This is a genomic window from Parafrankia sp. FMc2, from assembly GCF_041008525.1.
Classification (GTDB): Bacteria; Actinomycetota; Actinomycetes; order Frankiales; family Frankiaceae; genus Parafrankia.
The window spans coordinates 37,710-51,603 of the sequence record NZ_JBFLUG010000002.1 but is presented as its reverse complement, the minus strand read 5'-3'; the positions used below and the strand labels follow the sequence as shown (position 1 = coordinate 51,603).

Genomic DNA, 13,894 nt, shown 5'->3' with positions numbered 1-13,894 from the left:
CGCGGGCAGCCCGGCAGCAGCGGGCGGTCCGGCGGTCGCGGCCGGGCGGCCCGCGCCGTTCGTGCACCCCGCGGCGCTGTGCGAAAGCGACCAGGTCGGCCCGGGCACCAGGGTGTGGGCATTCGCGCACGTCCTGCCCGGGGCGGTCGTCGGCGCGGACTGCAACATCTGCGACCACGCCTTCGTCGAGTCCGAGGTCCGGCTCGGGGACAGGGTGACCGTCAAGAACAACGTGGCCCTGTTCAACGGCCTCGTCGTCGGCGACGACGTCTTCCTCGGCCCGAACGCCGTGTTCACCAACGACTACATGCCCCGGGCGGCCGTCAAGAAGTCAGGCGACGCCCTGCTGCCGACGGTGATCCGCTCGGGTGCCACGATCGGCGCGAACGCCACGATCGTCTGCGGCGTCACCATCGGCGAGAACGCCTTCGTCGGCGCCGGCACGGTGGTGATCCGGGACGTCCCGCCCGGCGCGATGGTCGTCGGCAACCCGGCTCGCCAGATCGGCTGGATGTGTGCCTGCGGCGAGCGCCTCGGCGAGGACCTGACCTGCGCCTGCGGCACCCGCCACCGCCGGGACCAGGCCAGCGGTGGCGTCCTTCCGGATCATGCCTGACCTGACGGACGCGGACGTACCGCCGGGTGACCCGTCACCCGGCACCCAGCGGTACCCGGACGGGGACCAGGAACGAACCATGACCCTGGCCTGGGACCCCACCCAGGCCAGCGCCCCGGGGCAGGCCGGTGGCCCGGAGCAGACCGACAGCGCTACCGAGGCCGATCACCCGGCGCCAGCCCAGGAGGACGTCGAGCGCACCGTCATGGTGCAGCGCCCGGCACTGCCGGACGCCGTGAAGGGCACGCCCCGGGCACGCCGCCCGACACCCCCGGAGGACATCGAGCGGACCGTCACCCTGCAGCGGTCGCCGGGCACGGACGACATCGACCGCACCGTCACCGTGCAACGAGTGCCGTCGTCGCCGGCCGGCCGGGCGAGCGAGGTGGCGAAGGCACGCCCGGCACCCGACCTGCTCGAACCGCTCGGAGCACCGGAACCGCCGGCTCCGCACAAGGACGCCGAACCGACCCTGGTCATCAGCCAGTACGGGTCCCGTCAGCGTGCCGACAGCGCCGCGCTCGCGCTGGGCCCGGGCGCCGCGTCGCCGGCCGAGGGACGGCTGCCCGCGGCGGGTGCCCCGGACGACCAGCTGGGCAACAAGCTCCGGCGGGGGCTCGGGTGGAGCTTCCTCAACAACGTGATCTCCCGGGCCGGCGTCCTGATCATCGGGATCGCCCTGGCCCGGATGCTGTCGATCGACGAGTTCGGCGTGTTCGCGCTCGCGCTGCTCGCCATGCAGTTCCTGATGAGCCTCAACGACGCCGGCATGACCGCCGCCCTGATTCGCTGGGAGGGGGACGTCCGGGAGGTCGAAGGAACCGGCGTCACCCTGATCATGGCTTTCAGTGCGGTCCTGTACGGCCTGTTCTTCGTCTCCACGCCGCTGTTCGCCGGCGCGCTGCACATCCCCGAGGCCACCGGTTTCCTGCGCGTGCTGGCCCTCACGATCCTGATCGACGCGACCGCCGCGGTACCGACCGCGCTGCTCACCCGCTCCTTCTCCCAGGGGCGCCGGACCATCGCGGACAGCCTGAACCTCGCCGTCTGGGCCGGGCTCACCCTGTGGCTGGTCGCCACGGGCATGGGTGTCTGGGGGCTGGTCCTGGGCCGGCTGGCCGGCAACCTCGTCGGTGCGCTCGCCATCATCGTGCTGGCTCCGCGCCGCCCGCTTCCCGGCTTCCGGCCGGACATGGCCCGCCGGCTCGCCGCGGACGGCGTCCCGCTGACCGGGTCCGGCTTCCTGACCTTCTGCATGCTGAACGTCGACACCACGATCACCGGACGGATGCTGGGGCCGGCGCCGCTCGGCCTCTACACCCAGGCCTTCAACCTCGCGAGCTGGCCGGTCAACATGTTCTCGTTCGCGGTCCGGCGGGTGAGCCTGGTCGGGTTCGCGCAGCTCGGCTCCGATCCGGAACGGCTGCGCACCGCCTTCGCCCGCGCGCTGGCGCTGCTCACCGCGGTGACCGTGCCGGTGTGCGCGCTGCTGGCCGTCCTGGGTGCCGAGATCATCGAGACGCTGCAGGGGTCCAAGTGGGTGCCGGCGGCCGAGGCGCTGCGCTTCCTCGCCGTGCTGTCCATCGTCCGCGTCGCCATCGAGATCACCGATGACCTGCTCGTCGCCGTCGGCAAGGCCCGGATCATGGTCCGCATCCAGACGATCTGGCTGATCGTTCTGATTCCCGTCCTCGCCGTCGGCGCGCACCTCGACGGCATCCGAGGGGTCGCGGCCGGGCAGCTCCTCGTTGCCGTGGTGATCGTCGTCCCGGCCTTCTGCCTGGCTCTGCGCGCCATGGAGTTCTCACTGCGGCAGATCGCGCTCGTCCTGGTCCGGCCGGCGATCGGCGGTGCCGTCTTCGCCGCGGTGGCCCTGCTCGGATCCCGGCTCACGTCGTCGCCGCTGCTCGCCCTGGTGATCGGCGGGGGCGCGGCGACCCTGGCGTACGCCCCGATCGTCGCGCCCATGCGCTCCCTGGTCCGGCCCCCGCGGGAGCCCGCGCAGCCGCCCGCCGAACCCGCCGTCTCCGGTTAGCCCGCTCCCTCGCCACGACCGGCACCAACGCCGGCGCCGGCGCCGGTCGTGGTGCCACTGCTGGTCGTGGTGTCACTGCCGATGCTGGTCCCCGCCCCCGCTGTCGGCGCGGCCTGGTGGCCGCCGGGGCGGGAGGGGCTCGGACCGTCCTGTGTGCCGCGGGCGACGGCGACGTCCGCCCAGTTCGTGGGGGTGGAGCCGCCGCGGAGTCGGTTGCGGACGGCCGGCGGCACGACCCGGCTCGCGGTCGCCCGCGGAGCGATCATGGCCAGGTCCCGCAGGATGCCCGCCCGGACCGGCGGACGTTCCGCGGCATCCCGCAGGAACTCGTCGAGCCGGCGGCCGGTGACGGTCAGTGAGTAGCGGTCGAGGACGAGGTCGCGGGCCCAGGTGCCGAGCCGGGCCCGCAGCGCGGCGTCCCCGAGCAGGTCCGCCAGCTGGCCGGCGAGGTCGGACGGCGTGCCGTCCCCGACGCCGTAGTAGCCGCGCCAGAACAGCGGGGCCACGGTGTCGGGGCCGACGATCGTGGAGAAGCCCTTCTCGCCGGTCAGCAGCACCGGCTTACCGAAGGCCAGGCCGCGCAGTGCCGAGCCGCCCATGCCCAGCACGACGTCGGCGGCCGCGTAGGCGCCCCGGGGGTCGAGCATCGGCCCGGGGACGATGACGACCTCGCGGCCGACCCTGGCGTTGACGGCGGCGGCGCGTTCCCGCAGGTCCTCCTCGGCCGTGCCGGAACCGACGAGCAGGAACCGCACCGGATGGTCCCCCGCGAGCTCGCCGACCGCCTCGATCCCGCGGATGAGGCCCTCCAGCTTCAGCCAGCCGACCAGACGGGAGACGGCGACGACCAGCAGCTCGTCGGCGCCGATCCCGTGCTCGGCGCGGACGGTCTCGCCGTCCACCACGGCAGGGTCGTCGCGGTCGGTGTCGACGGGCGGCTCCAGCAGCAACAGCCGCCGGTGCCCGAGCCCGCGCGCGACGTCCACCGTCTCCTCGGTACCGAACGTCATGGGCACCGCCTTCGGCAGGTGCGCGGACACCGACAGGTTGTTCATGTCGCTGCCGGCGAACGGCACCCCGAGCGGCCCGAACGCGAGCAGGGAGTTGATGCACTGCGGCCAGTCCCAGGCGTGGACGACGTCTGGCCGCTGCTCGCGGACGACCCGGGCCAGCGCGGCGATCATGCGTGCGGACGGGGCCCCGAAGGCGGCCGGGGCCGGGATCAGGCGGATCTTCCGCTCGTGCAGCAGCGCGGCCGCCGGGCCGGGCGTGGCGAAGAAGACCACATCGTGGCCATGCGCGTCCCGCAGCTCGGTGGCGAGGTCGATCGCGTTGGTCTGGCTTCCGCCGATCTCCAGGTGATGGGGGTAGACCAGGATCTTCACGGTGCCTTCTCCACTCGGGGTCAGGGCCCGGCGACCAGCTGCCCGCCACCCGGTGGGTGGGCGGACGGAAGGTCCGACCCGCCGCCGCCCACCTGGCCCCTGGTCACTGGAACGGGCTGGTCACTGGGGCGGGCTGGTGGTGAACAGGACGTCGACCCAGTAGTTGCTCCGGCCCCCGGGCTGGTCCGGGAAGCCCGGCGCACCGTACCGATACACCCCGTTCGGCCCGTCCACGCCGTCCCCGAGCGCGCGGACGGGCGCGCGGGTGGTCGTCGCGGCCAGGTCGTTCGGGGTGTAGGAGTAACCGCCGCCCGGGGCGTGGTAGGAGGCGACATAGGTGGCCCCACCCGTCACCTCCACCGGGGTGCCGAACAGGACCTGCTGCCAGCCGGACGCCGTCTCGCCGGTGAAGGTCGCGCTACCGAGAAGGTTACCGCCCGCATCCCACAGGTGACCGACGTGGGTGCCCGTGTTCGCCGCGCCCTTGTAGAAGCGCAGGCCGGTGACATAGCCGTCCTGGTCGGCCTGGAACCGCACGCCGAGCTCCACGGCGTCGGTGTCCCCGGCGGACGCGACCGCCGGGGTGGATGTCGCCGGGAAGATCGTGCACGGGCAGTCGACCAGCGGTGTGAACGTCCACGAGGTGGGAGCCAGCGCGTTGCCGGCCAGGTCCTCGACGGCGACGGTGGCCGTGTACTGGTGCCCGGTGCTCAGCTCCCGGCCCGGGAGCAGGGTCGCCGTCGAGGTCTCCCAGTCGTAGCTCACCGCGCCCGGTACGTCCCGGTTGGCATCGTCCTTCAGGGTCAGAGCAAACGTGGACGACCGGATCGGCTCGTTGAAGGTGACGGTGACCGGGTCCGACGCCACGCTGGTGGTCGCGCCGGGCGCCGGGGTGCGGCCCGCGATCGCCGGCGGGGCGCTGTCCGGCGCCCCGTTCAGGACGAACACGGGATCCACCCAGTAGTTGGCGTTGTTGTACGACTCGGTCGGGAAGGCCGTGCCGCCGTAGACGTACACGCCGTTGGGCCCGTCCGCACCGCTGGCGAGCGCCACCACCGGTGAGGTGCTCGCCGGTGGGTCCGCGAAGTAGCCACCCGTCGCCGCGTAGTAGCCGGTGTTGGTGTGGTAGGAGACGATGTAGGTCGTGCCCGGGGTCACCGCCACCGGGCCGGTGAACGAGACCGTCTGCCAGCCGGTTGCCGTCTCGCCGGTGAAGACCGCGGCCGCCAGCCGGGTGCCGGTCGCCGACCAGAGGCTGCCGAGGTGGGTTCCGGTGTTGCCGGCCGACTTGTAGAACCGGACGCCGCTGATGAGACCCGGCTGGCTCACGCGGAACTTCATGCCCAGCTCGATGGCCTGGGCGTCGCCAGCGATCTGTGGCGGAACGGTCGATCCGAACGCCGTGCAGGGGCAGTCGGGCTGGGCCGTCGTGAAGGTCCAGGTCTCCGGGCCCGCCATCGCGTTGCCGAGCAGGTCCGTCGCGCCGGAGACCGTCACCGTGTAGCCGCGGCCGTAGGCCAGTGTCGCGTTCGGGGTGAAGGTGGCCGTCTGGGTCGGCCCGTCGTAGCTGACGGTGCCGGCGGCGGCGGCACCGGCACCGGCGGCCTCGTGGACCGTCATCGCCAGCGTGCCTGGCTGGATCGGCTCGCTGAACGTGGCCGTGATCGCCGTCCCGGGCGCGACCGCGGTCGCGCCCGGCGCCGGGGTGACGCCCGCGACCACCGGCGGCACCGAGTCGTTCGGCGCGGTGGTGTCGAAGACGACGTCGACCCAGTAGTTGGACGCCTGCGCCGACTCGGTCGGGCGGCTGCTCGGCCCGTAGGCGAAGACGCCGTTCCCGCCGGCGTCGGTGTTCGACAGGGCCCGGATCGGGGCGGTGCCGGCACCGGCGGTCGCGAACGCGCCGTTGGTGTACGCGTAGTGGCCGGCCGGAGCGTGGTAGGAGGCGGTGTAGGTCGTCCCGGCCTGGACGGCGATCGGCGGCGAGAGCGCGGCCTGCTGCCAGCCGGTCTCGGACTCCCCGGTGAAGGTGACCGAGGCCAGCCGGGCCCCGGAGGAGTCCCACAGCGACCCGACATGGGTGCCGGTGTTACCCGGTCCCTTGAAGAAGCGCAGGCCGTAGATCCAGCCGTCACTGGTCGGCTGGAACCTGACCCCGACCTCGATCGCGCCCGGGTCGTCGGCCGCGGGCACCGCCGGTGTCGCGGAGGCGTCCCAGATCGTGCAGGGGCAGGTGCGCGGGCCGGCCGTCGTGAACGACCACATCGCCGGGTTCATGACGTTGCCCTCGGCGTCACTGGCGCCGGACAGCACCGCGGTGAACGTGCTCCCGCTGGGCAGGGTCGCGTTCGGTGTGAGGGTGATCCGGCGGTCGGTGGCGTTGTAGGCGACCGCCGAGGGGACCACGGCGTTCGCCGCGTCGCGGAGCACCAGCGAGGCGCTGCCGGCGGTGATGTCCTCGGAGAACGTGGCGGTGACGGTCGTGGCCGGGTCGATGTTGGTCGCCGCCGCGCCCGGCGTCCGCGCGGTCACCGAGGGCGGGGAGACGTCCGCGGCCGACGCGTCGGAGAAGATCGCGTCCACCCAGTAGTTCCAGGAGGAGTTGAGCTGGCCGGCCGCCGGTGCGACGGACTGGTTCGGGAACTGCCCCGCCGGCCCGTACCGGTACACGCCGTTGGACGCCGTCGGCCCGGCGGGCAGCGCCCGCAGCGGCAGACCGGTCGTACCGGCGTTGGTGAAGGCGCCGGGATCAGCCGCGTAGTGGCCGGACGGAGCGTGGTAGGAGATCACGTAGGTGGTGTCCTTCGTGACACCCACCGCCTGCGGGAAGCTGACGGTCTGCCAGCCACTCGCGGTCTCGTCGACGAAGGTCCCGCTGGCCAGCGGCGTGCCGTCGGCCGTCCACAGCGTCGCCGTGTGGGTGCCGGTGTTGCCGGGGCCCTTGTAGAACCGGGCACCGGTGATCGAGCCGTCCGCCGTGGAGGTGAACTTCAGGCCGACGTTGATCGCCGCACCGTCGTCGCTCGCCGGGGTCGCCGGCACCGCATCCGTCGGGAAGATCGTGCAGGGGCAGGACACCGTGGTCGCGACCTGGGCGGTCGCGCCGATGTTGCCGCTGTCGTCCGAGGCCCGGGCTCTGATCGACACCGCGCCGACGCCGACCGCCGCGCCGGTGTAGGTCCAGGACTCCCGCCCCTGGGCGGGATGCCAGGTCTGGCCGTTGTCGAGGGAGACCTCGACGCCGCCGACGACACCGCCGCCGGCGTCGGCCGCGGTCCCGGTGACCGTGACCGCGGCCCCGTTCAGGTGCGCGGCGCCGCCCGCCGGCGAGGTGATGGTGACCGCCGGGCCGGTGCTGTCGGTGGAGGCGGTCGCCCTGGTCAGGCCATCGATCAGGGTGGCCGGTTGGGCGTCCATGTCAGCGAACAGGTTGACGGTGGCCTGGCGCATCCGTCTGTCCGGCGGAGTGCTGTCCGGGTTCGACTCGTCGAGCCCCCAGGACCACTGGATGGTGCCCGAGCTGAAGACCAGCGCACCGCTGTCCGCCCGGTACATCGTCATCGCGTGCATGGCCGAGCCGGGCTCCACGACGTTTCCGTAGGCGTCCTTCACCACGGACACGGCATCCGGGACGTCCGAATGGGCGACCTGGAACAGGCCCGCCGGCCGGAACCCGTTGTCGATGTCGGTTTCCCACTCGTAGGCCAGGGTGCTGGGCGCGAGCGTCGCCACCTCGTTCCCGGTGAGATCGTCGACGCCCGTGTCGCGCCAGAACCGCATCCGGCCGTCCGCGGCCGGCACCTTGATCGCGTGGTAGTCGCTCTGGACGAGCCAGTAGGTGCCGGTCAGCGCGTTCTCGGGCTTGCCGCCGTCCGACGGCGGGGAGAAGCGCGCGTCGCGCCAGGTGCCGGTCCACTCGCTGGACGGGTCGATCTTGGCGTTGTCGCGCGACTCCTTGTAGCAGACCATCGTTCGGTAGGCCTGTCCCGACCCGTCGATGCTCTGCTCCCAGCGGACCTTCCAGTAGACCGTGTTGCCCGAGAAGAACGCGAGGTTGACCCCGGCGTCCCGGGCACCCTCGACGTTCGTCCGCTGCGCGCCGGACCAGTACTCGTCGTGGCCGGAGGAGACGAAGGTGCGGTGGTTGCGCAGCAGCGCGCCGGAGCGGTCCGAGTCGATGCCGCTCGTGTAGCTCAGGTCGTACCCGTTCGCTTCCAGGAACCGGATCATCGGGTACTCGGAGCTGAGCACCCAGTCCTGGAACTTGTTCTCCGGGGTCGCGAACGGCCGGTTGTAGCTGACCTTCTTCGCCTGGCGGCAGGTGTCACTCAGCTCGTACAGGCTGTACCCGCCGTAGCAGTTGTAGGCCTGCCAGGTCGTGTCCGAGGCCTGCACGAGGACGTCGCTGTGGCTTGCGTCGTCCCGCACGACCCAGGTGATCTGGCCCTCGCCACCGGTGTCCTCACGGTGCAGGATCGCGAAGTAGATGCCGGAGACCGCGGTCGAGGGAACCTGCCAGGACGCCGACTCGCCCCAGTTGCCGCAGTCGACCAGATGGGTGGTCTGGTCGGTGTAGCACGCGGGCTGGATCTGCGGCAGGGCCGCGCTCGGGTCGATGGTGTCGAGCCGGCGTGCGCCGTTGCCCTGGTAGTAGCCCATCCGGTAGATGTCGATGCGGTAGTCGGAGGCGTCCGTCTTCACCTTGAAGCGGATCGTCTCGCCCTTGTTGACGCTGATCTGCGTGCCGAAGCCCTGAATGGACGGGTCGCCGGCGCCGGTGAGGAGCCACTGCGACTGCGGTGTGCCGGCCTGGCTGTTCTCACAGACGATCGGGTTGACCGGCGGATCGCACGGCCCCGCGGCCTGGGCTGCCGGCGGCGTCAGTGCCGCCGGCAGGACGGACCCCACCGGCACGGCGGTGAGACCGGCGGAGGCGGCGCCCACCAGCAACGCGAGAAGCGCGACCCGCCACAGGGCGCGCCGGGCCGGGTGCCCGACGGCCCGGGACCTGTGACGGCGGCCCGGCAGCGAAGGGATCGAGCCACGACGCCAGAGGCTGGCCACGCGCCGACGAGACTGCATCGCGATCTCCCGAATTCAGGACAGGTTCCATGTCCTCGCCCCGGCCCGCCGGGTCAGGTCCGGCCGGATGGCATCTGTGGGTTGAGGAAAACGGCGCAAGCCGTCAGCGGGACAGGCCCCTGAGGGACCGGCGCGGAACAGTCACGCGCCGGACTCCGGCCAGGCGAGGAGACGTCACATCAGGGCAGCAACGTGCCCGGATGCGTACAGACCGTCAACAGGCGACAGAAACTGCCGCGACGAGAAAACGTGCATGTGAACCCCCCACGCCGCGCGGCACATACCCCCTGATTGGTGCCGCTGTGGCGACACGAAACGCTAGCGCACATACCCCATTCAGGCAAACCCGTACAGCGTAGCGGCGATCGCCCACCGAAGGTGGTTCGTCTGGCGTCATGCCGTTGTTCGTCCGCCGTGCCGGCCCCTCCGGCTGCCGAGCCCGGACATGCGACGAGGTGGGTGGCACCGGCGGCACTTCGGCCGCCGACGCCACCCACCTCGCGCCAGCCAGTGTGTTGCGGAATTCAGGGGTGGTTGCGGGATTCAGGGGTGGAGGTGCGCGTCACCCAACCCTCAGAGGGTCACCGGCGCCCCGGTCTCGGCCCAGACGTTGCCGGCCACCTCGTTGCCGTTGCCGCGCACGAAGCCCGCGATGGTCCCGTAGGTGCCGCAGGCGGCGTGGTAGCGGCGGCCGAAGGTGTTGTCCAGGATGCGGACGTTCTTCGCCACCGGGAACGGCTTCTGGTCGCCCGAGCCGCCATACACGCAGTAGGAGCCCTGCGTGTTGAAGAGGTTCCGCTGGATCAGCACGTTCTGGATGGGCGCGAAGTCGCCGAACAGGCCGATCGAGCCCGTGCAGTAGTCGTTCCCGTCCGGGACGGCACATTCGATCGTGTTGCCGATGAGGGTGAGGTTCGAGCCGCCGTTCGAGAGGAAGCCGTCCATGTGCGACGACTGGTTCGAGTACAGGTCGTGCACCCAGCTGCCCTCGACCACCGTGCTGCCGTCCGAGTAGATACCGGCCCGGAAACCGTGGATGTTGGCCCGGCGGATCGTCATGTTGGAGTTCCCGATACCGGACCGGTCGCAGGACAGGCCGTCACCGCTGACCTCGACGTCCTCGATCAGGGTCGGGCCCGTCCTGTCCTGCATGTAGCCGGTGTCGATGGCACCGCCCTCACCACAGCCGTGCACCCGGACGTTGCGGATGGTCACGTTGCGGGCCCGGACCTTGATGGTGCCCTTCACGTCCAGGTTGCTGATCACCGTGTTGTCCTCGGTGACCGTGATCGAGCGGGAGGGAGTGAGGGTCACCCCGGCCCTGACGCCGGTGTTGTGCGCTCCCGGCCAGTCCCGCGTCGCGGCCCCGCCGCCGGAGGACGGCGGGGGCACTCCCGGGTTGGTCGCGCCAGGAGCCGGGTTACCGGTCGCGGGGGCGGTGGGAGCCGGTGGCTGGGGAGTCGCGCCCGGGCCCGCGGTGCCGGACGGGGCCGGCGACGAGGGCGGCGCTGTCGCGTTCGGGCCCGGGGACGGCGGGGCCGTCACCGGCGCGCCCGACGGGCGGCTGCCTGGCCGGAACTCGACGTCGACGTAGTAGTTGCTCGCCTCCCAGGTCTCGTTCGGGAAGGCGGAGGCGCGGTAGGTGTACACCCCGGCGAGCGCCACCAGTGGGCCGACCTTGCGCACCTGGCCGTTGGCGAAGTAGTTGACCTGGTCGACGTAGCCGCCGGTCTCCACCTGGTAGGCGGCGACGTAGGTACGCCCGGCCTGGAGGGCGACCGGCCGCCCGAACGCACCGCGGCGCCACCCGCCGCGGTCGCTGTCGGGGATCGTGAGGGTGCTGAGCAGCCGCCCGTCGGCGGACCACAGGGCCCCGGTGTTCGGGCCGCCGCCGGCACCTGGCCGGAAGACCCGCAGCGCCGAGACCTCGCCCGAGGTCTCGGCGCGGAACCGCAGGCCGAGCACGACCCGGCGGGTGTCGGGGCTGGTCTGGACCGGCAGGCGCGCGCTGGAGCCCCAGAGGCTGATCACGCTGGCGGGGCCACCGGAACGCCCGGCCTCGGTCACGTTCAGGTCGTTGGAGCCGGAGTTGGTCTGGAGACCGACCACCAGGCCGGTCACACCGGCGAGCAGCGCGACGGCCACGATGATCGACAGGGTGCGCGGACGGAACGGTGCGGGCTGGGCGGTGCGGGGTGCCCGCCGCCGCCGGCGCCGCCCGCCACCGGATGCCCGGGGACGCCCGGCCCGTCGGGCCCCGGAGGCCGGGCGGGAGAAGACGGCGCCGGATCCAGGCTCGGCGCCGTCACCGGCCGGGCCGGGGGCAGGCCCGCTCCCTGTTTCCTCCGCGATCTCGTCTGCTGTACCGGTATCGCCTGATGCGTTACGCACGGTCATTGCGAACCTCCGGTCGGTCCCCCCCGTACATGGACACAGAACCGTCAGGTCGGGTGACCCGGAGCGCCGCGGCGAAGGCGGCGGCCCGGTGCTCCCAGCTGTGGCTTTCCGCGAACGCGCGGCGCGCGGCGGCCAGCTGGCCGGACCGCTCGCGTTGCAGCTCCGCGGTGACCGCCGCCGTGAAGTGCGACGGCGTCGTGGCAGTGACTATCAGCGATGAATCCAGCCAGCGCGTGGCCGGCAGATCCGTCGAGACAGCAGCTCGCCCTGCTGCGAGGTACTCCAGAGTCTTCAAAGGGAAGCTACCACGGTTGAAGGGAGTATCGGCGTATGGCACAAGCCCCACGTCGATGACCCGCAGATAGCTCGGCAGCTGCTCCGCGGGCTTCCGCCCCACCGCCTCGACGTTCTTTCGGGCGAGCAGTGCCTGCATCCGCAGCGGTTCGAAGGCCGGATCGATCGGGCCGACCAGCAGGAGGGAATGCCCCTCGGCCGCCACCGCTTCCAGCAGATTCAGATCGATTCGCGCATTGATATGCCCAACTAGCCCTGCGATCGGGGCCCGAAGGTGGACGTCTTCCGGCAGTGGCGCGGACTCGACGCCGGCAAAAGCCCCGGGATCGCAGCCGTACGGAATCAGCACGGGATTCGCGCCCAGCGCGGCCAGCTTGTCGTGGACGACCGGACTCGCGGCGATCACCACGTCGGCCTTCGCCGCCACCTTCACCTCGGCGACCTGCACCCGCACCGGGTCGAGGCCGAGCAGCGCCGCGCCCCCGGCATAGTCGTCCTGCGCCCAGTACACCCGGAGCCGCTCCCGGGCCGCGCCGAAGGCGGGCAGCAGCACATCGGCCTCGACCAGCGCGGCCACGGGCGCGCCCAGCTCGCGCACCGCCCGCCCGATCTGCCGCCGCGCGATCTCCGCGTTGGCCGGGGCAACCCCGCGCCGGCGCAGGCCGGGCAGGACCACCGGCGCGAGATGGGCCAGGTTCGGCGCCACCATGCGCACCCGCGGCGCGGCGGGCGGCGCGATGTCGGCCCGCCGCCGTGGAGTAGCCGGTGAGATCGGCGGGTCGACATACAGCACGGGAACGTGCCGGGCCAGCTGCTCCGCCAGCGAACGGTCGTGTAGCTTGACGCCATCCCAACGGTTCGTCGCACACACGGTAACAATTTCGTGCCACTGTGTAGCCGCCGGCAGGCCGGTTGCGCGCACGGCGCCGCTCATCGGTCCCCCTCCCGATTGAACATCCGCGCCCACGAATGCGTGGCCGATGGTAACCGACCCGTATCGGGCGCGCGTCGGCCGGCCGGCAGCCGTCCGGGCGACTGCCCTATGGTGGTGGGTGGAGCACGACGTTGCCGGCCGTCTCTTGCCTGGCCCGAGATCTCGTGCGGCCAGAGATCTCACACGGCCTGAGATCTCCGCGACAGGGGGCACAATCGGCTCCGATCATGCGAAGCTCACGGGAGCGGATCACATCCGCCCAACGCCGACCGGCGAGGGCGCCTTGGGGGGACGGGAATGGGGCGGGCCCGGGTTTTGGTTGCCGCCGTGCTGGCGGCCGGAGTCACAGTGGGGGCGGTGGCGCTTTTTCTGCGCCCGCCACCCCAGGCAGCGAGCGTCGCCGTTGTTCTACGGGTGGACCAGGGTCGTGACGACGCGGTCAACGCCCAGTTCGCCGGCGAGCTGCTGATCTATTACGCCCGTTCCGAGCTCACCCGGCCAGGTGCGCTGGGCGCCGGACACCTGACCGATTTCCAGCTTGCTTTCTCGCGAAACAGCACCGAACCGTTCGCGGACGTCATCGAACGAAGCACCATCATCAGCATTGTCGCCGCGGACACCGACGGTGCGGTGGCCCGCGACACGGTCAACGCGGTGGTGAACCGGCTGTCGGAGCAGCTCGACACCTGGCAGGACGAGATTCCCGAGGCGAAGCGCATCGTCATCGTCCCGCTCCCGCGCGGGCACCGGGAGTCGACCGGCCCGGCGAGCCCGGCATCCTACGCCGGGGGCAGCCGCCCCCGGGCGGCAGCCGGAGTTCTCCTGGTCGCCGCGCTTTCGACCGCAGCCGTGGGAACCAGCGCCCGGCGCGCCGGCTACCTGCGGCCGGCCCGCGGCGCCGGCCGATGAGCACGGGCGACGGCGCCGACCTGTGCACGGCCCGGCCATGGGCCGACCAGCTTTCCCGCACGAGCATGCCGCCAGCGGCCGCCGTTGGCCCTGGGCACTGGGGGGGTACTCTCTTGCTTTCTCGAATCGGAAAACCGCGCACTGAGCGACGGTGCCGCGGCGGGTGGGGCCCACCCGCCGCAATGTCCGAAGGCCAGGCTGACCGGCCGGCCCGGCGCCCGGCGCGGGCACGGGCACGGGCA

General features: G+C 72.1%; 7 protein-coding genes. 3 read left to right on the top strand and 4 right to left on the bottom strand.

Translation table 11 applies throughout. The features are described from left to right. Window positions 1–61 precede the first annotated feature (61 nt). Window positions 62–616, top strand: coding sequence for an acyltransferase (locus tag AB1460_RS01440; RefSeq protein WP_368958795.1), 555 nt, complete (start codon window positions 62–64; stop codon window positions 614–616). After that, the gene (locus AB1460_RS01435; RefSeq protein ID WP_368958704.1) at window positions 609–2,651 is read left to right on the top strand and encodes a lipopolysaccharide biosynthesis protein; all 2,043 of its coding nucleotides are present in this window, start codon (window positions 609–611) and stop codon (window positions 2,649–2,651) included. The genes AB1460_RS01440 and AB1460_RS01435 overlap by 8 nt, the downstream gene beginning before the upstream one ends. On the opposite strand, the gene AB1460_RS01430 is transcribed toward AB1460_RS01435, so the two are convergent. The 4 genes from AB1460_RS01430 to AB1460_RS01415 all read right to left on the bottom strand — a co-directional run bounded on the left by AB1460_RS01430 (window position 2,648) and on the right by AB1460_RS01415 (window position 12,743). Next, complete coding sequence (locus AB1460_RS01430; protein WP_368958703.1) at window positions 2,648–4,036, bottom strand: glycosyltransferase family 4 protein; 1,389 nt, start codon at window positions 4,034–4,036, stop codon at window positions 2,648–2,650. The two genes, AB1460_RS01435 and AB1460_RS01430, sit on opposite strands and share 4 nt — an antisense overlap. 120 nt (window positions 4,037–4,156) lie before the next feature. Then, window positions 4,157–9,118 carry a DUF4082 domain-containing protein gene (locus AB1460_RS01425; protein WP_368958702.1) on the bottom strand — a complete coding sequence of 1,654 codons (4,962 nt, stop codon included), beginning with the start codon at window positions 9,116–9,118 and terminating at the stop codon, window positions 4,157–4,159. Between the two features lie 573 nt (window positions 9,119–9,691). Further along, complete coding sequence (locus tag AB1460_RS01420) at window positions 9,692–11,509, bottom strand: DUF4082 domain-containing protein (RefSeq protein WP_368958701.1); 1,818 nt, start codon at window positions 11,507–11,509, stop codon at window positions 9,692–9,694. Beyond that, window positions 11,502–12,743, bottom strand: a complete 1,242-nt coding sequence (locus AB1460_RS01415) for a glycosyltransferase (protein WP_368958700.1) — start codon at window positions 12,741–12,743, stop codon at window positions 11,502–11,504. Before AB1460_RS01415 ends, AB1460_RS01420 begins: the two co-directional genes overlap by 8 nt. Before the next feature lie 414 nt (window positions 12,744–13,157). Here AB1460_RS01415 and AB1460_RS01410 point away from each other — a divergent pair, with 414 nt between their 5' ends. Next, window positions 13,158–13,652: a hypothetical protein gene (locus AB1460_RS01410; protein WP_368958699.1), complete on the top strand. Its 495-nt coding sequence runs from the start codon at window positions 13,158–13,160 to the stop codon at window positions 13,650–13,652. Window positions 13,653–13,894 lie beyond the last annotated feature (242 nt).

What these genes read in the sequence shown, in the direction of transcription:
- AB1460_RS01415 (WP_368958700.1), bottom strand. Translation starts at nt 12,743, where the DNA reads ATGAGCGGCGCCGTGCGCGCAACCGGCCTGCCGGCGGCTACACAGTGG.
- AB1460_RS01435 (WP_368958704.1), top strand. Translation starts at nt 609, where the DNA reads ATGCCTGACCTGACGGACGCGGACGTACCGCCGGGTGACCCGTCACCC.
- AB1460_RS01425 (WP_368958702.1), bottom strand. Translation starts at nt 9,118, where the DNA reads ATGCAGTCTCGTCGGCGCGTGGCCAGCCTCTGGCGTCGTGGCTCGATC.